At 44.7% G+C, this 20,121-nt stretch carries 15 protein-coding genes; all 15 read left to right on the top strand.

Features of this window, described 5'->3' with window-relative positions; all coding sequences use genetic code 11:
• The first annotated feature begins 98 nt into the window (after positions 1-98).
• The 15 genes from cpsG (at position 99) to QNN86_RS01230 (ending at position 20,090) form a co-directional block, all read left to right on the top strand.
• The gene (gene cpsG / locus QNN86_RS01300; protein ID WP_181617261.1) at positions 99-1,469 is read left to right on the top strand and encodes a colanic acid biosynthesis phosphomannomutase CpsG; all 1,371 of its coding nucleotides are present in this window, start codon (positions 99-101) and stop codon (positions 1,467-1,469) included.
• A gap of 54 nt (positions 1,470-1,523) precedes the next feature.
• Positions 1,524-2,918, top strand: coding sequence for an undecaprenyl-phosphate glucose phosphotransferase (gene wcaJ / locus QNN86_RS01295; RefSeq protein ID WP_181617260.1), 1,395 nt, complete (start codon positions 1,524-1,526; stop codon positions 2,916-2,918).
• Between the two features lie 2 nt (positions 2,919-2,920).
• On the top strand, positions 2,921-4,399 hold the full coding sequence (locus tag QNN86_RS01290) for an MOP flippase family protein (protein WP_181617259.1): 1,479 nt from the start codon (positions 2,921-2,923) through the stop codon (positions 4,397-4,399).
• Positions 4,400-4,464: 65 nt separating this feature from the next.
• On the top strand, positions 4,465-5,745 hold the full coding sequence (wcaK, locus tag QNN86_RS01285; protein ID WP_181619495.1) for a colanic acid biosynthesis pyruvyl transferase WcaK: 1,281 nt from the start codon (positions 4,465-4,467) through the stop codon (positions 5,743-5,745).
• Entirely contained in the window at positions 5,742-6,962 is a 1,221-nt protein-coding gene (wcaL, locus tag QNN86_RS01280) for a colanic acid biosynthesis glycosyltransferase WcaL (RefSeq protein WP_279277964.1), read from the top strand. The genes wcaK and wcaL overlap by 4 nt, the downstream gene beginning before the upstream one ends.
• Positions 6,963-6,973: 11 nt before the next feature.
• Positions 6,974-8,368, top strand: a complete 1,395-nt coding sequence (wcaM, locus tag QNN86_RS01275; protein ID WP_181617257.1) for a colanic acid biosynthesis protein WcaM — start codon at positions 6,974-6,976, stop codon at positions 8,366-8,368.
• A gap of 164 nt (positions 8,369-8,532) precedes the next feature.
• Complete coding sequence (galF, locus tag QNN86_RS01270; protein ID WP_181617256.1) at positions 8,533-9,426, top strand: GalU regulator GalF; 894 nt, start codon at positions 8,533-8,535, stop codon at positions 9,424-9,426.
• Positions 9,427-9,866: 440 nt separating this feature from the next.
• Positions 9,867-10,883 (top strand): UDP-glucose 4-epimerase GalE, encoded by a 1,017-nt coding sequence (galE, locus tag QNN86_RS01265; RefSeq protein ID WP_181617255.1) that lies wholly within the window; start codon positions 9,867-9,869, stop codon positions 10,881-10,883.
• Between the two features lie 33 nt (positions 10,884-10,916).
• Positions 10,917-13,133 carry a glycosyltransferase gene (locus tag QNN86_RS01260; RefSeq protein WP_181617254.1) on the top strand — a complete coding sequence of 739 codons (2,217 nt, stop codon included), beginning with the start codon at positions 10,917-10,919 and terminating at the stop codon, positions 13,131-13,133.
• Complete coding sequence (wzm, locus tag QNN86_RS01255; RefSeq protein ID WP_181617253.1) at positions 13,130-13,909, top strand: O89/O101/O162 family O-antigen export ABC transporter permease subunit; 780 nt, start codon at positions 13,130-13,132, stop codon at positions 13,907-13,909. Before QNN86_RS01260 ends, wzm begins: the two co-directional genes overlap by 4 nt.
• Positions 13,910-13,915: 6 nt before the next feature.
• Positions 13,916-14,668 carry an O89/O101/O162 family O-antigen export ABC transporter ATP-binding subunit gene (wzt, locus tag QNN86_RS01250; protein WP_181617252.1) on the top strand — a complete coding sequence of 251 codons (753 nt, stop codon included), beginning with the start codon at positions 13,916-13,918 and terminating at the stop codon, positions 14,666-14,668.
• A gap of 16 nt (positions 14,669-14,684) precedes the next feature.
• A complete protein-coding gene (locus tag QNN86_RS01245; RefSeq protein ID WP_249417828.1) occupies positions 14,685-15,764 on the top strand; it encodes a glycosyltransferase in 1,080 nt (359 codons plus the stop codon).
• Between the two features lie 9 nt (positions 15,765-15,773).
• Entirely contained in the window at positions 15,774-16,931 is a 1,158-nt protein-coding gene (locus QNN86_RS01240) for a glycosyltransferase family 4 protein (protein ID WP_181617251.1), read from the top strand.
• A gap of 36 nt (positions 16,932-16,967) precedes the next feature.
• Entirely contained in the window at positions 16,968-18,107 is a 1,140-nt protein-coding gene (locus QNN86_RS01235) for a class I SAM-dependent methyltransferase (protein WP_181617250.1), read from the top strand.
• A gap of 6 nt (positions 18,108-18,113) precedes the next feature.
• Positions 18,114-20,090 carry a glycosyltransferase gene (locus tag QNN86_RS01230; RefSeq protein ID WP_181617249.1) on the top strand — a complete coding sequence of 659 codons (1,977 nt, stop codon included), beginning with the start codon at positions 18,114-18,116 and terminating at the stop codon, positions 20,088-20,090.
• Positions 20,091-20,121 lie beyond the last annotated feature (31 nt).

Raw genomic sequence — 20,121 nt, 5'->3', positions numbered from 1 at the left:
TAGGCCCGGTAAGTGAAGCGCACCGGGCAATGCATTTAACACTCATTAAAAGGCTCATTAAGAGTCAGGGCCAACTGTTGCCTGAAGAAGGGTAAAACATGACGACATTAACCTGTTTCAAAGCCTACGACATTCGCGGCAGGCTGGGCGAAGAGCTCAATGAAGACATCGCCTGGCGCATTGGCCGCGCCTGCGGTGAGTATCTGCAACCGAAAACCATGGTGCTGGGCGGTGATGTCCGCCTGACCAGCAACGCATTGAAGATGGCGCTGGCAAAAGGGCTGCTGGATGCGGGCGTGGATGTGCTGGATATCGGCATGTCGGGTACCGAAGAGATTTACTTCGCCACCTTCCACCTCGGCGTGGACGGCGGTATTGAAGTGACCGCCAGCCATAATCCGCTGGATTACAACGGCATGAAGCTGGTACGTGAGGGCGCGCGGCCCATCAGCGGCGATAGCGGTCTGCGCGAGATCCAACGGCTGGCGGAAGCCAACGACTTCCCGCCTGTGGATGCGTCCCGACGTGGCCGTTACACCGCCATCAATCCGCGCGCGGCTTACATTGACCATCTGCTTGGTTACATCGACGTCAAAAACCTTAAACCGATGAAGCTGGTGCTTAACGCCGGTAACGGCGCGGCAGGCCCGGTGCTGGACGCCATTGAAGCCCGTTTTCAGGCTCTTGGTGTCCCGGTTGAATTGATAACAATCCACAACACGCCTGACGGCACCTTCCCGAACGGTATTCCCAACCCACTGCTGCCGGAATGCCGGGCGGATACCCGTAATGCGGTGATTGAATACGGCGCGGATATGGGGATTGCCTTTGACGGCGATTTTGACCGTTGCTTCCTGTTTGATGAGAACGGCCAGTTTATTGAGGGCTACTACATTGTCGGCCTGCTGGCGGAGGCGTTTCTGGAGAAAAATCCGGGCTCGAAGATCATTCATGACCCGCGTCTGTCGTGGAACACGGTCGATGTGGTGACGGCGGCGGGTGGTAAGCCGGTGATGTCGAAAACCGGTCATGCCTTCATTAAAGAACGAATGCGTCATGAAGATGCCATTTACGGTGGCGAAATGAGCGCCCATCACTATTTTCGTGATTTTGCCTACTGCGACAGCGGGATGATCCCGTGGCTGCTGGTAGCGGAACTGGTGTGCCTGAAAGGACAGCGGCTTGGCGAACTGGTTCGCGATCGCATGGCGGCGTATCCGGCGAGCGGGGAAATCAATAGCACTCTGGCAGAACCGAAGGTGGCGATTGACCGGGTAGAGCAGCATTTCTCCGGCGAGGCGCTGGCGGTGGACAGAACCGATGGTATCAGCATGTCGTTTGTCGACTGGCGCTTCAATTTACGTTCCTCCAATACCGAGCCGGTGGTGCGCCTGAACGTGGAATCGCGCGGAGACATTCCGTTGATGGAAGCGCGAACGCGCACTCTTCTGGCGTTGCTGAATCAGTAATGCCGGTGCTTCCCTTGCCCTACAGTGGGCAAGGGGTGACTAACAGGAACCACGATGACACATCTAAAAAAGCGCCAACGCGCGAAAACCAATGCGTCGTTAATCTCAATGGTGCAACGCTTTTCAGATATCACCATCATGTTTGGCGGACTGTGGCTGGTCTGTGAACTGAGCGGTTTGCCCTTCCTGTACATGCACCTTCTGGTGGCGTTGATCACGCTGGTGGTTTTTCAGATGCTGGGGGGGATCACCGATTTTTACCGTTCCTGGCGCGGGGTCAAAATTTCCACCGAGCTGGTGCTGCTGCTGCAAAACTGGACGCTGAGCCTGGTCTTCAGCGCGGGGTTAATTGCCTTTAACAACGATTTTGATAACCGACTCGCCGTCTGGCTGGCGTGGTATCTGCTGTCCAGCGTCGGTCTGCTGCTGTGCCGTGCGTTTATTCGCTACATTGCAGGGTGGCTGCGCAATCGTGGATATAACACCCGTCGGGTGGCGGTAGCGGGCGATCTCCCTGCCGGACAGCTGCTGCTGGACAGCTTTCGCCATGAACCGTGGCTGGGCTTTGAAGTGGCAGGCGTCTATCACGACCCAAAACCCGGACGCAATTCCCGGGATTGGGCCGGAAATCTGCAACAGCTGGTGGATGACGCTAAAGCTGCCCGCATTCACAATGTCTATATCGCCATGTCGATGAATGACGGCACCCACGTAAAAAAACTGGTGCGCGACCTGGCCGACACCACCTGTTCGGTGATCCTGATCCCCGACGTCTTTACCTTCAACATCCTGCATTCACGCATTGAAGAGATGAACGGCGTGCCGGTGGTGCCGCTGTACGACACGCCGCTGTCGGGTATTAATCGCCTGCTGAAACGCGCGGAGGATATTGTGCTGGCTTCGCTAATCCTGCTGCTGATTTCCCCGGTGCTGTGCGGCATTGCGCTGACTGTGAAGCTCACCTCAAAGGGACCGGTGATTTTCCGCCAGACCCGCTACGGCATGGACGGCAAGCCGATCAAGGTGTGGAAGTTTCGCTCGATGAAGGTGATGGAAAACGACGCGGTCGTCACCCAGGCGACGCAAAACGATCCGCGCGTCACCCGCGTGGGTAATTTCCTGCGCCGCACCTCGCTGGATGAGCTGCCGCAGTTTATTAACGTGCTGACCGGTGGCATGTCGATCGTCGGGCCACGCCCGCACGCGGTGGCACACAACGAGCAATACCGCACGCTTATCGAAGGCTACATGCTGCGCCATAAGGTGAAACCAGGCATTACCGGCTGGGCACAAATCAACGGCTGGCGCGGGGAAACCGACACGCTGGAAAAAATGGAAAAACGGGTGGAGTTTGACCTCGAGTACATTCGCGAATGGAGCGTGTGGTTCGATATCAAGATTGTTTTTCTGACGGTGTTTAAGGGTTTTGTTAACAAAGCGGCGTATTAAACATGAGCTTAAGAGAAAAAACCCTTAACGGTGCCAAGTGGTCGGCGATTGCCACAATTTTCATCATTGGCCTCGGGCTGATTCAGATGACCGTGCTGGCGCGCATTATTGACGCCCATCAGTTCGGTCTGCTGACCGTGTCGCTGGTGATTATCGCACTGGCCGATACGCTCTCCGACTTCGGCATTGCCAACTCGATTATCCAGCGCAAAGCGATTGGCTATCTTGAACTTACCACCCTGTATTGGCTGAACGTCGGGCTGGGGATGCTGGTGTGCCTGGCGATGTTCCTGCTCAGTGAGGCGATTGCTGATGTCCTGAATAACCCCGAGCTGGCACCACTGATTAAAACGCTGTCGCTGGCGTTTGTGCTGATCCCGCACGGGCAGCAGTTTCGTGCGCTGATGCAAAAGGACATGGCGTTCAACAAAATTGGCATGATTGAAACCAGCGCGGTGCTGGCCGGGTTTACCGTGACCGTGATCGGCGCCCATTTCTGGCCGCTGGCGATGATTGCCATTCTGGGGTATCTGGTGAACTGCGCGCTGCGTACGCTGCTGTTTGGTTATTTTGGCCGCCAGATTTATCGCCCCGGTCTGCATTTTTCACTCGCATCGGTGACGTCAAATCTGCGCTTTGGTGCCTGGCTGACGGCGGACAGCATCATCAATTATGTTAATACCAACCTTTCCACGCTGGTGCTGGCCCGAACGCTGGGCGCAGGCGTGGCGGGCGGATTTAATCTGGCCTGGAACGTGGCGGTGGTCCCTCCCATCAAGCTGAACCCGATTATCACCCGCGTGCTGTTTCCGGCGTTCGCCAAAATACAGGACGACAGCGAAAAACTGCGGGTGAATTTTTACAAGCTCCTGTCGGTGGTCGGCATTATCAACTTCCCGGTGCTACTGGGCCTGATGGTGGTGGCGAACAATCTGGTGCCGCTGGTGTTCGGTGAGAAATGGCGCGCTATCGTCCCGATCCTGCAACTGCTGTGCGTCGTTGGGCTGCTGCGCTCCGTTGGTAATCCGATAGGTTCGTTACTGATGGCAAAAGCCCGCGTTGATATCAGCTTCAAATTCAATGTCTTCAAAACCTGTCTGTTTATTCCGGCCATTCTCGTTGGCGGACATCTGGCAGGCGCGATGGGCGTGACGCTGGGCTTTTTGCTGGTGCAGGTAGTCAACACCATTCTCAGCTACTTCGTGATGATTAAACCGGTGCTGGGGCCGAGTTACAGGCAGTACATGCTCAGCCTGTGGCTGCCGTTTTATCTCTCCATACCGACGCTGGTGATTAGTTATGGGCTGGGCATTGTGCTGCAGGGCCAACTGGCGTTAAGCCAGCTGCTGGGTCTGCAGGTAGCGGCGGGCGCGCTGGCATTTGCGGTGACGATTGTGCTGTCGCGCCACCCGCTGGTGGCGGAACTCAAACGCCCGTTTTGCCGCAGTGACAAAATGAAAACCTTGCTCCGCGCAGGCTGAATTGGGTTTGTTGTAGGTCGGGTAAGGCGACAGCCGCCATCCGGCAATGATTGAAAGAGGTTATGATGAAAGTATTAATTCTCGGCAACCATACCTGCGGCAACCGTGGCGACAGCGCCATTTTGCGCGGTTTGCTGGATGCCATTAACACGCTGCAACCGCAGACGGAAGTGGATGTGATGAGCCGTTATCCAGTGAGCTCTTCCTGGCTGCTCAATCGCCCGGTGATGGGCGATCCGCTGTATTCGCAGATGAAGCAGCACAATAACGCCGCCGGCGTAGTGGGGCGGGTGAAGAAAGTCCTGCGTCGGCGCTATCAGCATCAGGTTTTGCTCTCGCGCGTGACCGATTCAGGTAACCTGCGCAATATCGCCATCGCCCAGGGGTTTACTGATTTTGTCCGTCTGCTGTCGCGCTATGACGCCATCATCCAGGTGGGGGGATCGTTTTTTGTCGATCTGTACGGCGTGCCGCAGTTTGAACATGCTCTGTGCACATTTATGGCGAAAAAGCCGCTGTACATGATCGGTCACAGCGTCGGACCGTTCCAGGATGCACAGTTTAACCAACTGGCGAATTACGTCTTCGGCCACTGTAATGCCCTGATTTTGCGTGAGTCCGTCAGTCTGGACTTGATGAAACGCAGCGAAATCACCACCGGGAAAGTGGAGCACGGCGTCGATACCGCCTGGCTGGTAGATAGTCATCAGGCCGATTTTGAACCCAGCTATGCCGTCCGGCACTGGCTACACACAGTGGCACAGCAAAAAACCGTCGCCATTACGCTACGGGAGCTGGCGCCGTTTGATAAACGTCTGGGCACCACGCAGCAGGCCTATGAGCAGGCGTTTGCCGGGGTGGTGAACCGTATCCTCGACGAGGGTTACCAGGTGATGGCGCTGTCAACCTGTACCGGCATCGACAGTTACAACAAAGATGACCGTATGGTGGCGCTGAACCTGCGCCAGTACGTTAACGATCCGGCCCGGTATCACGTGGTGATGGACGAACTGAATGACCTCGAAATGGGGAAAATTCTCGGCGCGTGCGAGTTAACCGTGGGCACCCGTCTGCACTCCGCCATCATCTCAATGAACTTTGACACCCCGGCGATTGCCATCAACTACGAGCATAAATCAGCGGGGATTATGCAACAGCTGGGGCTGCCGGAGATGGCAATTGATATCAGCCATCTGCTGGACGGCAGTCTGCAAACGCAGGTGGCCGACGTGCTCGGGCAGTTGCCAGCCCTCAGTATACGGCTGAAAGAGGCCGTGCAGCGTGAGCGTGAACACGGCATGCGCATGGTGCAATCGGTACTGACGCGCATTGAGGAGCAAAAATGAAGGTTGGTTTTTTTCTGCTTAAATTTCCGCTCTCATCTGAGACCTTTGTGCTGAATCAGATAACCGCGTTTATCGATATGGGTCATGACGTCGAAATTGTCGCGTTGCACAAGGGCGATCTTGAAAACACACATGCCGCCTATGAGGCGTACCGATTAGCAGACAAAACGCACTGGCTACTCGACGAGCCGCAAGGCAAGCGAGCCAAGCTGCAATACCGGGGCGTTGCGGCGTGGCAGGGCATTAGCCGGGCTGCGACCTGGAAAGCGCTGAATATCTCTCGCTATGGCGAAGAGGCGCGCAACCTGATTCTGGCGGCGATATGCGGGTTAACCCGTAAAACGTATCATGCCGACGTGTTTATTGCCCACTTTGGACCGGCGGGCGTGACGGCGGCAAAGCTGCGTGAACTGGGCGTGTTAAGCGGCAAAATTGCCACGGTGTTTCATGGCATTGACATTTCGCACCGGGAGGTGCTCGCCCGCTATACCCCGGAGTACCAAACGCTGTTTCAGCGCGGCGATCTGATGCTGCCCATCAGCCATCTGTGGGCCGGACGGTTAAAAAATATGGGCTGCCCGCCACAGAAGATTGCCGTATCGCGCATGGGCATTGATATGACGCGCTTTACTCCCCGGGAGGTGAAAGCGCCTGGAGAAACGCTGGAAATTCTTTCGGTTGCACGACTCACCGAGAAAAAAGGGCTGCATGTGGCTATCGAAGCCTGTCGTCAGCTAAAAGCGCAGGGTGTGGCGTTTCGGTATCGCATTCTGGGGATTGGCCCGTGGGAGCGGCGCCTGCGCACGCTGATTGAGCAGTATCAACTCGATGATGTGATTGAGATGCCCGGCTTTATGCCCAGTCATCAGGTCAAAGCGATGTTAGAACAGGCGGATGTATTTCTGCTGCCCTCCATCACGGGAGCGGATGGCGACATGGAGGGGATCCCGGTGGCGCTGATGGAGGCGATGGCGGTGGGGATCCCGGTGGTGTCTACTGTTCACAGCGGTATTCCTGAGCTGGTGGAGTCCGGTAAATCCGGCTGGCTGGCGCCTGAAAACGATGCGCAGTCGCTGGCTGAACGGCTGGCGGCGTTCAGCCAGTTGGATAGTCAGGAGGTGACACCGATTGTGCTGCGCGCACGTGAAAAAATTGCCACGGAATTCAATCAATCCGCCATCAATAAACAGTTAGCAAGCCTGCTGCACGCGCTGTAAACCGAGGTTGTATGCCAGAGAAAAAACTCTCCCGACGTACCTTTATTACGGCAGGCTCTGCGCTTGTCGTACTCCATTCTCCCGCTGTAAGGGCGCTGGAAGCCGCGCGCAGCGTCAATATTCAGGATTATAACCCGAATGACTGGGTCGCTTCTTTCCGCCAGGCCTTCGCTCAAGGGCAAACCGTCGTGGTCCCTGCGGGTGTGGTCTGTGAAAACATGAATACCGGCGTATTTATCCCACCGGGCAAAACGTTACGCATACTCGGGCGCGTGAGCGGCAACGGGCGCGGGCGGTTTGTTCTGCAGGAGGGAAGTCAGGTAACCGGGGAGGGCAATGGGAGCCTGCACAATATCACCCTCGACGTGCGGGGTTCAGATTGTGTTATCAAAGGACTGGCGATGAGCGGTTTCGGCCCGGTGACACAAATTTATATCGGGGGCAAGACCCCGCGGCAGATGCGCAATCTCATCATTGATGATATCAGCGTCAGCCACGCGAACTATGGCATCCTGCGCCAGGGATTCCATAACCAGATGGACGGCGTACGGATCACTAACGGTCATTTTAGTGATTTGCAGGGCGATGCCATCGAGTGGAATGTGGCGATTAACGACCGCGACATTCTCATCTCGGATCATGTTATTGAGCGCATTAACTGTACCAATGGCAACGTGAACTGGGGAATTGGCATCGGACTGGCGGGCAGCACGTATGACAATAGCTACCCGGACGCGCAGGCGGTGAAAAACTTTGTGGTGGCGAATATCACCGGTTCTGATTGTCGCCAGTTAGTCCACGTGGAGAACGGCAAGCACTTTATCATTCGTAACGTTAATGCCCGTAACATCACTCCGGATTTCAGTAAGAAAGCGGGCATTGATAATGCCACGATAGCTATTTATGGTTGTGACAATTTCGTGATTGATAATATCAATATGAAACAGAGTGCAGGCATGTTAATTGGTTACGGCGTCATCAAAGGGCGATATTTATCTATCCCGCAAAACTTTAAGCTAAATAATATTCATCTGGATAACAGTCAGCTCGAGTCTACATTACGCGGTATTCAAATTTCATCAGGCAATGCAACGTCGTTTGTCGCCATCACCAACGTGGAGATGACGCGGGCGACGCTGGAACTGCACAATCAACCGCAACATCTTTTTTTACGCAATATTAAGGTGATGCAAAAATCCGCGGTTGGGCCCGCGCTGAAGATGCACTTCGACCTTCGTCAGGACGTGCGCGGCAAGTTTATGGCTAAACAGGACACGCTGCTGTCGCTGGCCAACGTCCATGCGGTGAATGAAACCGGGCAAAGCTCGGTTGATATCGACAGAGTGAATCATCAGGTGGTGAACGTCGAGGCGGTGAATTTTCGACTGCCGGAACGGGGAAGGTAATTTTACGACCATTCCTGGCTAAAGGGCTGCAGCTTGGGATTATGATTACTGCATTCTGGGGATAAGCGGCGTAACATACTCGCCAACTGAACGATGTAATTCATACTGGCTAAAACACGCTAAAAAGCTATAATTCAGCAACTATAAAATAGGTGAATGACTTAATGGTTAATTTGAAAGCAGTTATTCCGGTAGCGGGTCTGGGGATGCATATGTTGCCTGCCACGAAGGCCATCCCTAAAGAGATGCTACCGATCGTCGACAAGCCGATGATTCAGTACATTATCGACGAGGTTGTGGCTGCTGGGATCAAAGAAATCGTTCTGGTGACGCACGCATCCAAGAATGCCGTTGAGAACCACTTCGACACCTCTTATGAATTAGAATCACTTCTTGAGCAGCGCGTGAAGCGTCAACTGTTGGCAGAAGTACAGTCCATCTGTCCGCCGGGCGTGACCATTATGAACGTGCGCCAGGCGCAATTGCTGGGTCTGGGCCATTCTATCCTCTGCGCGCGCCCCATCGTCGGTGACAACCCATTTGTGGTGGTGCTGCCTGATGTCGTGCTTGATACGGCGAGTGCCGATCCGCTGCGTTACAACCTTGCCGCGATGGTGGCACGTTTTAATGAAACCGGGCGCAGCCAGGTGCTGGCCAAGCGTATGGATGGCGATCTTTCTGAGTACTCGGTCATTCAAACCAAAGAAGCGTTAGATAACGAAGGTAAAGTCAGCCGCATCGTTGAATTCATTGAAAAACCCGACCAGCCGCAAACGCTGGATTCCGATCTGATGGCAGTAGGGCGCTATGTGCTGTCAGCTGATATCTGGGCTGAACTGGAAAAAACGGAACCTGGTGCCTGGGGGCGTATTCAGTTAACGGATGCTATTGCTGAACTGGCGAAAAAGCAGTCTGTTGATGCCATGCTGATGACCGGCGATAGCTACGATTGTGGTAAGAAAATGGGCTACATGCAGGCATTTGTGAAGTACGGACTGCGCAACCTGAAGGAAGGGCCGAAGTTCCGCAAGGGCATTGAGAAGCTGCTCGGGGAATAATCAAGACGAAAGATTATTTATACTGGTAATACCTTATATTAAATGGCAGGGGAAGACTCATGATGCTATCGGTAGGCTAGCATGTCTTCACTGCCTTTTTTATGATAAAAATCAAGCATTAAAAAGATCAATGTCCTACCTTTTCTTGTAGCAAAAATCGATTTCTCCTTGTTTCTTAGTGAGATTAATACGACAATATTCGGGATGTTCTGGGGCCAAATGTGTCAAAATGTAATCGAGAATTAGTAGGCTAAGCCACGCAAAAATTAGAGTGTACAGTACACTGGTAGCTGTTGAGCCAGGGGCGGTAGCGTGCCTGAATAAATATTTAGCTGTTAAAATAAGATAACTTTATATTAAAGGCTAATTTACAAAACATATAAGATCAAATAATTGAACACGTAATTAGCATAAAAGATTAATACAATTTCGGAGACTACATGACTATACTTGTGACAGGTGGCGCTGGTTATATTGGTTCACATACCGTTTTACAGTTAATTCAGGGCGGGTATGATGTGGTTGTGCTTGATAACCTGAGTAATTCATCCCAAGAGTCACTTCATCGTGTTGGGTCTTTGGTTTCTAAAAATATTCCATTCATTGAAGCTGATATTAACGATAAACAAAAAATTAAAGAAGTTTTTCAAAACTACGATATTGAAGCAGTGATTCATTTTGCAGGATTAAAATCTGTGGGTGAATCGGTAAAAAAACCACTGGAATATTATATTAATAATGTCAGTGGAACCCTCACCCTGCTTGAAGTTATGAAGCAAGCAAACGTTTATAAATTCATTTTTAGTTCATCTGCAACTGTTTATGGTAACCATTCTCCGGTTCCCAACCTGGAGGAATATCCTATTGGAAATGCTTCCTGCCCCTATGGAACTACTAAAGTCATGCTGGAGCAGGTTTTATCAGACTATGCGAAATCAGATGATAAATTAAAGATTATCGCACTTCGTTATTTTAACCCTACAGGCGCACATCCTAGTGGCCTTATTGGGGAGGACCCGAACGGTATTCCAAATAATCTCATTCCTTATATTTCTCAGGTTGCTATTGGAAAATTAGAAAAACTGTCCGTTTATGGTGGCGATTATGAAACCATTGATGGAACAGGAGTACGCGACTTCATCCATGTAGTAGACCTTGCCGCAGGCCATGTTAGTGCTTTAAGGCATATTGATAAATTACAAGGATATGACATCTTTAATCTTGGTACCGGAAATGGCGTCTCGGTTTTACAAGTAATTGATGCCTTTGAAAAGGTAAGTAAGCGGAAAGTTAATTATCAAATTATCGCCAGACGCGAGGGCGATATAGGATCTTCTTGGGCTGATGTATCTAAAGCAGAAAGGATTTTGGGCTGGAAAGCCAGGTTCAATATTGAAGATATGATGGCCCATACCTGGAATTGGCAAAAGCAAAACCCTAATGGCTATGGAAGCTAGTACTTATCTATTTAATATTATAATGGCGTATCAATGAATTTATTTTTCATAGTCGATAAGTTAGATTGGGCATTTGGAAGAATAGCCCAAAATATAGCAACAAAACTAAGTAACTTTAATGTAAAAATAATTTGCACCGATGACTTTAAAACGGTAGCAGACTTAGTTATATACTTGGATAAAAACGTAAAAGAAAAAAGCATCTTACACTTCTTTTGGCGTGACTATCTAATGGAAGTGATGAACTTCACTCAGCATAATCCCCAATATAAAGAAATTTTGATCAGTAATATTGTGACAACACATATTCCGGATCATCTTTTCACGTATGATGATATTGCGAACTATGAGAGAAGAATTCCTCTTTTGAATTTTGTGGATGGGTATTTCGTCACATCCGAAAAATTGAAAGAGTTATATTCTGAATTGTCTGATTTTCCACCTCCTCATAGTGTTATCTATGATAATCCAGAAATTCCAATGAGTGAGGGAAATAGTTATGATAATAGTGATAGAAAAAAAATCGTATGGATTGGAAATAGTAAATGGGGTGAATACCTCGGTTATAAAGATTACAAGGGCCTGAATACAATAGTTTTGCCGGCGCTGGATAAATTAAAGAAATCTGGTTATACGTTTGATTTTATTGAGTTTGATAGTTCTAAGGGCAAGACCGATCGTGAGGTAATTCTTAAAACACTGTCTGATGCAGATATTCTGCTCATAAGTTCTGAATGTGAAGGTACGCCATTGCCGCTTCTTGAAGCAATGGCAAACAGTTGTGCTGTTGTGTCGACAGATGTCGGCATAGCTAATGAAGTATTACCTGAAAAGCAGCAACAATATATTGTCTCTCGGGATGCAGAGGCATTTTATGATTCATTGAGAAGTCTACTTGACGATCAATGTGGCCTTGAAGAATTACAAAGATTGAATTATTTGACATATCGCCAGCAATTTGTAGATGATGGCCTTATAGCTGATAAATGGGCATTGTTCTTCAAAGACATGTGTTCAAAATCGCAAAATGAATTTAAAAAAATATTTCTTCGCGAGCAGAAAGTTCCACCGTTTAAAGAACGATTGATATCAAAAACAATTTATAATTTAAGCAGGCTTGCTCTCCGTTTTAATTTGATGAATACGTTGAAGCAATACAGCCTGTTACGAAAAATATATTATAAGGTTGCTGGAACAACTACAAATCAAGTTGATTATGACTTGTTGGAAGAGTTCTATAGTAATGCAATAGCGGATAAAAAAGTATTAGCATTTTACTCCGCATATTGGTCAGGTGTTGCCACATCAACTGCTAGTTTCTTTAAAGATGATAGTATCCAATATCCATACTATTCATATGAGTTCCCACAAGTTTCTAACCATGTCTATCTAAACAGGTTGACAGAAAAACTTGCTGCTTCTAAAACACTAAAAAGTGTGATCATGAGCGGTGGAACACAATTACAAATGGAACTTGCCAAAAAGATTAAGGTATTAAATCCAAAAATAAAAATATTTTTTGCATGGCATGGTTCACCTGCTCAGTGGGTTGACTCCTCGCAATATTCAACGTTTGATGGATGGTATGAACTTTACCGAGAGCGAATTGTTGATGGGGTCATCTCGTTTAAGCCTGAGCTAGATGAAATACTCAATGCATACGGTATTCGTGCATTTTCAGTATCGAATTATGTTGTATCAGGCGCTTCATTTTCTAAAAAGTTAGATGCACCTGATTCGGCCAATTTCCGCGTAGGTTTGTTCGCCGCAATGTTCAGTTGGTATAAAAATCCATTTCCTCAATTACTGGCGATTGGTTCATTAAAAGGGTGTGAGTTAGTTACCAACTTGCATCTTGAAAATAATATGAAGTGGGTTACTTCAAACATCAAACTTACGGCATTATCAGAGAATTTAAATAATAAGCGGTTTATCGAACTGCTATCTCGTTTACATGTTGTGTGTTATGTAACGAATACGGAATGTTCACCAATGATAGCGTTGGAATCAGCAAGTGTCGGAACGCCATGCGTTGTGGGGCCGGCCGGGAACATATATAAAGGTTTTCCTGAGTTAGAATTGTATTTGGTTGAAAAAGAGGTTGATAATCCAACTGCAATCAGGAATCGGTTACAATTAGTTCGTGATAATTACGCGGAAGTAAAAGCTTTGCTTAACGCATTTGTTTTGGAATACAATTCCCGGTTAGAACTAATTAAAGAGAAGATGTATAAAGAGCTAAAGAAATGAAAGAATCATTAACAGATATATATTCGTCAATAAAATCCTGGCATCTTTGGACTACTCTAGGTTGGTTGGAATTAAGACAGAGATATAAAAGATCCATTGTTGGACCGTTTTGGATTACATTAAGTATGGCGGTCCTTATTATTGCTTTAGGGGTGATTTATGGAGAGCTATTTAAATTAGAAGTTAAAGAATATCTCCCGATGCTAGCAGTGGGTTTGGTTTTCTGGAACTTTATTAGTGGCGTTATAAATGAAGGATGTGTAACTTTCATATCGTCAAGTTCCTTTATAAGTCAGTTACCAACTAAAAAATTCATATACATCATGCAAATGTTATGGCGAAATTTTATGATGCTTTGCCATAATATAGTAATAGTGATTGGTGTGTTGATTATATTCAATGTTTTTTCGTTGAAGAGTTTTCCTCTTTTTATACTTGGGTTTATGATCGTAGTTGTTAATCTGATCTGGATTGCAACTTTATTTGCAGTGGTCTCTGTGCGTTTTAGAGATTTTCCGCAAATGGTCATGAGCTTTATGCAGGTTGTCTTTTACATAACGCCGATATTATTTTCGGGAACAATGCTGGCTAAATATAGCTTACTGCTGAAGTTAAACCCATTTGCTTGGTTTATCGAGATTATTCGTTCGCCTTTAGTAGGGAAAATGCCAGAGTTATACTGCTATTATAATTCCATTATCCTTGCATGCGTAGGTACCGTTATCTCACTAATTACATTTGCAAAATGTAGAAACCGCATTGCATATTGGGTGTAAAATATCATGTCTCATTTGATTGACTTAAAAGATGTGGGTGTCGAATTTCCCATTTACGACGCTAAAAGTAGATCGTTTAAATCGCAGGTGGCAAACTTAACCCGCGGTGTTATTTCTTCAAAAAAAGAAAGCAGCACGGTTACAGTTAAATCATTAGACGGGTTGACGTTTAGTCTGAAAGAAGGTGATAAACTCGGACTTATTGGAAACAATGGCGCGGGAAAATCAACGCTGCTTAAATTATTGGCTGGTATCTATGAACCGACCTCTGGCACTATTAAAAGAAAGGGTAAGATAGTTCCGTTGTTGGACATCGCTCTCGGAATGGATGATGATTCCACAGGATACCAAAATATAAAACTACGCGGTTTATTACTAGGTATGACGAATGCAGAAATCGAATCCAAAATAGAAGAAATCGCTTGCTTCACAGAACTAGGGGATTACCTGAATCTACCCATTCGTGTCTACTCTACCGGTATGCGCGTGAGATTAGCATTTGCAGTATCAACTTCAGTTGATCCAGATGTACTTTTGCTCGACGAAATTATTGGCACTGGCGATGCTTCTTTCTTAAATAAAGCAAAGAAAAGATTCGAGGAATTGCAGGAGAGGGCAAAGGTTGTTGTACTTTCTTCTCATGACAACAATGTCATTCTGAAAACTTGTAATAAGGTTCTGTGGTTAGAGGGTGGTAAACCAAAGATGATCGGAGAACCGGAACAGGTATTAAATAAATATATGGATAGTGTTGTCTAAAAAACAGGTGGTATGAGTGAAGATTGATTATGTCATTACAGGCATGGATGTCGGAGGCGCTGAGATGCAGGTGGTCGAATTGCTTCTCCAGCTTAAAAAATGTGGGCATTCTGTTCGGCTAATTTCACTTACACCACCAGTCGATTTGATTGATAAGCTAATTAGGAACAACATACCAGTTGTTTCATTGGACATGAAATCCAAATTAGCTTTACCAATGGCTGCGTTCGAATTAGCTATATTGGTCAGACAAAACTCTTCAGATATTGTGCATTCGCATATGTTTCATGCCAACATTTTGGTGCGTCTTGTAAGAGCATTCCTCGGTGGTAGGACATCAATTATTTGTACTGCGCACAGCGTTCGCGAAGGTGGCAGCGCCAGAGACTGGCTCTATCGTTTGACTAATAAATTAAGCGACTTGAATACAGTTGTAAGCGATGCTGCACGGCAGCGATTTATTAACGACAAAGTATTTCCACCTGAGAAAACACTTACTGTTTATAATTGTATCAATATTGATCATTTTTGTATCAACGATAGACAGACTAGGAAACGATTTCGCTGGATAACCGTTGGGCGGCTTGTAAAAGTAAAAAATCAACTGTTGATTTTGCAAGCGATGATGCAGTTGCCACATAGTGAACTCATCATAGTTGGAGAGGGTGAGGAACGGTTCTCATTACAAAAATTTATCGATCAAAATTCTCTAAGCGAGCGAGTAACTCTCTTGGGAAAAAAGGATAATGTTGTTGATTATTACCATGATTCTGATGCTTTTGTGCTTGCCTCTGACTATGAAGGATTTGCACTCGTCGTCGCCGAAGCTATGGCATGTGGATTGCCAGTGGTCGCAACAGACTGTGGTGGACCAGCTGAAATTATTGGAAATGGGCTGGATTTTGGCATAACAATTTCGGTTAATGATGTACATCACTTAACCGCTGCGATGCAACAAATTGAATCACTAGATGTTGAACAGCGTAGAGGAAGTGGCTATCGTGCTCGGGAAAGAATCATTGAGAAATTTTCTGCTAAAAAAATCGTATCTCAATGGGAAAATATCTACCAGCATATACAGAAAAACAGAATTTAGAACTCACCTATGAAAATAGCATTAATCGGTACTACAGCAGAAAGTCTAATCCAATTCAGAAAAGAGCTGATTAATTTATTACATAAAAATGGCCATGTTGTGTATGCATTTGCAATTGACTATGATGATGTAACAAAAGAAAAAGTTAAATCATTTGGCGCTATACCAGTACATTACTGTTTCAGTCGAACAGGGCTAAACCCATTTTCTGATATTATTAATACCTATAAATTATATAAGATTCTAAAATCACTTAAGTTGGACCTGGCATTTTCATATTTTTCAAAGCCAGCTATTTTTGGTACTTTAGCAGCAAAATTCGCAAGAATACAAAAGCGTTATGCGATGCTTGAAGGTCTTGGTTTTTTCTTTACCAATTCGGGAGGGCAGGTTTCATTACGGACAAAATTGCTAAAGAAAATATTAGTATCGCTCTACAAAATAAGTTTCAGACATATTGAAAGTCTTATCTTGCTTAATGCAGATGATAAGCGAGACCTTTTAGTTAATGAAAAAATTCAAGTAAAAAAAGTTCATATATTAGGTGGGATTGGATTAAATATGTCTGATTACCCCTACAGTCCACCTCCTGTTGATCCTGTCTCTTTCATTTTTGTCGCCAGATTTTTGCAAGAAAAGGGAGTTTATGAATTTATTGAGGCTGCAAAAGTAGTCAAAAAGAAATTTCCTGAAACTCATTTTTGCATGCTGGGTCATCTGGATCTACATAACCCGGGGAGCTTAACTATAGAGCGACTTAATGATTTGAAATGTAATAATATTATTGAGTTACCGGGCCATGTTGATAACGTGCAGGAGTGGCTTGCGAAAGCAAGTGTATTTGTATTGCCTTCCTGGCGTGAAGGGTTTCCGAGGAGTACACAGGAGGCTATGGCCATGGGCCGCGCAGTTATAACCAGTGATGTGCCTGGTTGCCGAGATACAGTAGTTGATGGTGTTAATGGATTTTTGATTAAGCCTAAATCTGCAGAAGAACTTGCTGATAAAATGATTTATTTTTTAAATAAACCTGATGAAATTAAAAAAATGGGTGAAGCAAGTTATAATATTGCAAAAATGAATTTTGACTCAACAATTGTCAATATAAATCTATTATCTATTTTGGATATCCCCATTAGCACTATCACAAAAATTCTAAATACATGAAACAACATGCCTACAGCATACTAGACAGGATATTTTATGGAACGATTAGATCTCGATATGAAGCCTGCCCACCCATTAGAAGAGGCTGCGATTCACCTTGCCAGATATGCAAATATACTTAACCATATTAAAGATAAAACTGTGTTGGATCTTGCATGTGGTGAAGGATACGGTTCCGCGCTTCTCACGCAATATGGTGCTAAAAAAGTTGTTGGCGTGGATATTTCCGTCGAGACTATTGAAAAAGCAAAGCATTTATTTTCCTCAACTGGTGTCGAATATATAGCGGGTGATGCGCAAACGGTAGCACAGTTGCTTGGTGAAAATGTATTTGATGTTGTTGTTTCAATTGAAACAATTGAGCATGTTCAAGACCCTGAAGCTTTATTGAAAACCATGAAAAAAGTAGCTAAAGAAGATGCTATTTTTTACATTACATGTCCTAATGATTATTGGTATTTTCCTACTGAAAATGAGTCTAATCCTTTTCACATTCGTAAATACACGTTTGAAGATTTTTCAAATTTAACGCAATCAGTATTAGGTAATGATGTTTCTTGGGGGCTTGGGAGTACTGTATGGGGGTTTGGAACAGCTCCATTAGATAGTAATGAGTACCAGTCGCTTGGGAAATCATGGATGAGACAATATCGTTCTGAAGGTGGCTTGATAATTGAGAATGATAGAACCGAAGCACTAAATACATCAAACTGTAGTTTCTACTGCGGTATATGGAATGCTTCCAATATTTCATTCTCATCTGGAATATTTCCGTTCGGAATGGATGCCTATAATAAGATATTTGAGGCTATTGAATATGACATTATATCTCAGCTTAGAGACTATAATGATGCTCTAAGAAATAGGGTACAAGAATTGGAAGTCGAATTCAGAAGAAAAACACTTTTATTAATGGCAGCTGATTCTGAGAATAAGATTTTAAAAGAAAGTGTTTCAAAACTGGATCGGCAAAAAGATATATTACAGCAACAAATTCATGAAAACACACAACAAGCAGAAGAAAAAGCTATAGACTTAAGTAAGAAGATAATTGAATTAAATTATAATATCGATGTGATGAAAGTTGGTTATTATCGTTATCTAAGAATGTCAAAACATGTTCCAGCATTTGCTAAAAAGTTAGCTCTTAAAATTTATCGTAAATTTCACGGATGAGTGATAATGACAAGAAATCATGCTCCCTCAATTAAACCTACATTTCTTTATGAAGACGATATTGGTATTTTAACTCAAGAAGAAAAAACATTAGGGAAGAACTTTAAAAATTTATCTATTATAATTATAACTGAAGAAAATGCTAAGAATGCTGTGGAAGAAATCAAGCAGCATGGATATTGTAGCGAAAGTTTTCTAGGGAAAGTGTATTTAGCAGTAAAATATAATAAAAATGATACCCATGAGAACCTGGTTGCACATTCATTTGGTCACGAAAACAATATCCATATTTTTTATTTTGAAGACTCTACTACTGATTCAAAAATCAAGAATACGTTACTAGAAGAGATAAATACTCAATGGGTGTTATTTATCGCTTTAAATTACTTATTCTCCAAGAATGAATTAGTATTAGTGAATGATGATATAAAACATCAACCTTGTATTTGTTACAATTTTCCTATTTTGATTAGTAAAGAGTCAAATCGAATATCAATGAATAGTGGTTTGACACTAGAATATAGTGATTATCAGATTAGGATTGATAAAAAAATTACGGAAATTGTCTTTGAAAGTTCGATTGAGCAACAACCTTATTATTTTTCTGGATTCCTAGAAAACAAAGCTCATTTAATTAACCATATTGTTATTTCAAATGTTGGTTATTTTGATGAAGACCTAAGCTTTGGTATTGAACTAATTGATTTCTCAATTAGGTTACGCAATAGTGGGTTGTTCATTGGTAATAGTCAAAATAGTATAATTGAAAAGCATAAGATAGCACAACATGACTATAAAAAAATAGTGAAGACCTTTGACACTAAATTGTTAACGCATTCTCTAAACTCTTTTCAAAATAAACATAACGTGTTGCTTAATGACAATATAGTTAGTTCGATTTGTGGTAAAAGTCTCGAAGAGTTATCAAAATCAAATGCGACGATTGAAGAATCTCATGTTCCGATCAAGAAGCCTAAAATTGCACTGATCATTGATGCTGAAAACTGGGCTTTTGCGAATATAGCAAATCAACTAAAGAAAAATTTGAGTAGTTATTATGACTTTATGATCATACCTACTCAATTAATTCCAAATTTGCATCACATTTTAATGATGACAGAGGGTTTTGATCTGGTTCATTTTTTCTGGCGTGAATTTATTAGAGCGCAGAATAATCCTTATTATACACTTTACAACAAAGAGATAGGTATTAGTGATATAGAATTTAATGAGCGTTTTGTTAAAGGGCGGAAATTTACAACAACTATCTATGATCATCTTTTTTTATCACCTGATGAAATTCTGGAACGGCAATCATTCTATAATGAAAAAATAGCTGATTATAGCGTTTGCTCATCTAAACTCTTTCAGTTATATAATGATATAACTTGTTACCCTAGCCCTAAAATAATTACAGAAGATGGAGTGGATCTTACTCTATTTAAGCCAGTTAATTTAACTCGTTTCAACAATATACAAGATCGTGAACTCGTTGTAGGTTGGGCTGGTAATTCAAAATGGGCCGGTGATATTGAGGACTTTAAAGGTTTTCATTCAATATTAAAACCAGCGGTTGAGGAACTCCAAATGGAAGGGTTAAATATCAGACTAGAACTAGCCGATCGGCAGAATGGTTTTATTCCTCATACTGAAATGGTCAATTATTATGCAAAAATTGATCTTTATGTATGTCCTTCAAAAATTGAAGGGACACCTAACCCTGTATTGGAGTCAATGGCTTGCGGGGTACCTGTAATATCAACAGATGTTGGTGTCGTTAGTGATGCTTTTGGCCCCCTTCAAAAGGAATGGCTACTCGCTGAGCGTTCACAGAAATCATTAAAAGAAAAATTAAGAAAATTCTATTTCGAAAGAGAATCATTGGTCAGTAACTTGTCAAATGAAAATCTTGAGACTATTAAAAAATGGGATTGGAGTATTAAGTCTCAAAATTTTAAATCTTTTTTTGATTCAGTACTCTAAACCGCCAGTTTTAACACGAATCTTAATATCA

Origin of the sequence: Citrobacter sp. C348, from assembly GCF_047467975.1 — a bacterium.
Taxonomy (GTDB): Bacteria; Pseudomonadota; Gammaproteobacteria; order Enterobacterales; family Enterobacteriaceae; genus Citrobacter; species Citrobacter gillenii.
The sequence above is the reverse complement of the archived record's forward strand: the minus strand, read 5'-3'. Positions and strand labels throughout refer to the sequence as shown.

Bases quoted from the DNA above. Each gene is read 5' to 3' on its own strand.
- galF (WP_181617256.1), top strand. From the start codon at position 8,533: ATGGTTAATTTGAAAGCAGTTATTCCGGTAGCGGGTCTGGGGATGCAT.
- wcaM (WP_181617257.1), top strand. From the start codon at position 6,974: ATGCCAGAGAAAAAACTCTCCCGACGTACCTTTATTACGGCAGGCTCT.
- QNN86_RS01290 (WP_181617259.1), top strand. From the start codon at position 2,921: ATGAGCTTAAGAGAAAAAACCCTTAACGGTGCCAAGTGGTCGGCGATT.
- wcaJ (WP_181617260.1), top strand. From the start codon at position 1,524: ATGACACATCTAAAAAAGCGCCAACGCGCGAAAACCAATGCGTCGTTA.
- wcaL (WP_279277964.1), top strand. From the start codon at position 5,742: ATGAAGGTTGGTTTTTTTCTGCTTAAATTTCCGCTCTCATCTGAGACC.
- wzt (WP_181617252.1), top strand. From the start codon at position 13,916: ATGTCTCATTTGATTGACTTAAAAGATGTGGGTGTCGAATTTCCCATT.
- cpsG (WP_181617261.1), top strand. From the start codon at position 99: ATGACGACATTAACCTGTTTCAAAGCCTACGACATTCGCGGCAGGCTG.
- QNN86_RS01230 (WP_181617249.1), top strand. From the start codon at position 18,114: ATGACAAGAAATCATGCTCCCTCAATTAAACCTACATTTCTTTATGAA.
- galE (WP_181617255.1), top strand. From the start codon at position 9,867: ATGACTATACTTGTGACAGGTGGCGCTGGTTATATTGGTTCACATACC.
- QNN86_RS01240 (WP_181617251.1), top strand. From the start codon at position 15,774: ATGAAAATAGCATTAATCGGTACTACAGCAGAAAGTCTAATCCAATTC.
- QNN86_RS01260 (WP_181617254.1), top strand. From the start codon at position 10,917: ATGAATTTATTTTTCATAGTCGATAAGTTAGATTGGGCATTTGGAAGA.
- QNN86_RS01235 (WP_181617250.1), top strand. From the start codon at position 16,968: ATGGAACGATTAGATCTCGATATGAAGCCTGCCCACCCATTAGAAGAG.
- wcaK (WP_181619495.1), top strand. From the start codon at position 4,465: ATGAAAGTATTAATTCTCGGCAACCATACCTGCGGCAACCGTGGCGAC.
- wzm (WP_181617253.1), top strand. From the start codon at position 13,130: ATGAAAGAATCATTAACAGATATATATTCGTCAATAAAATCCTGGCAT.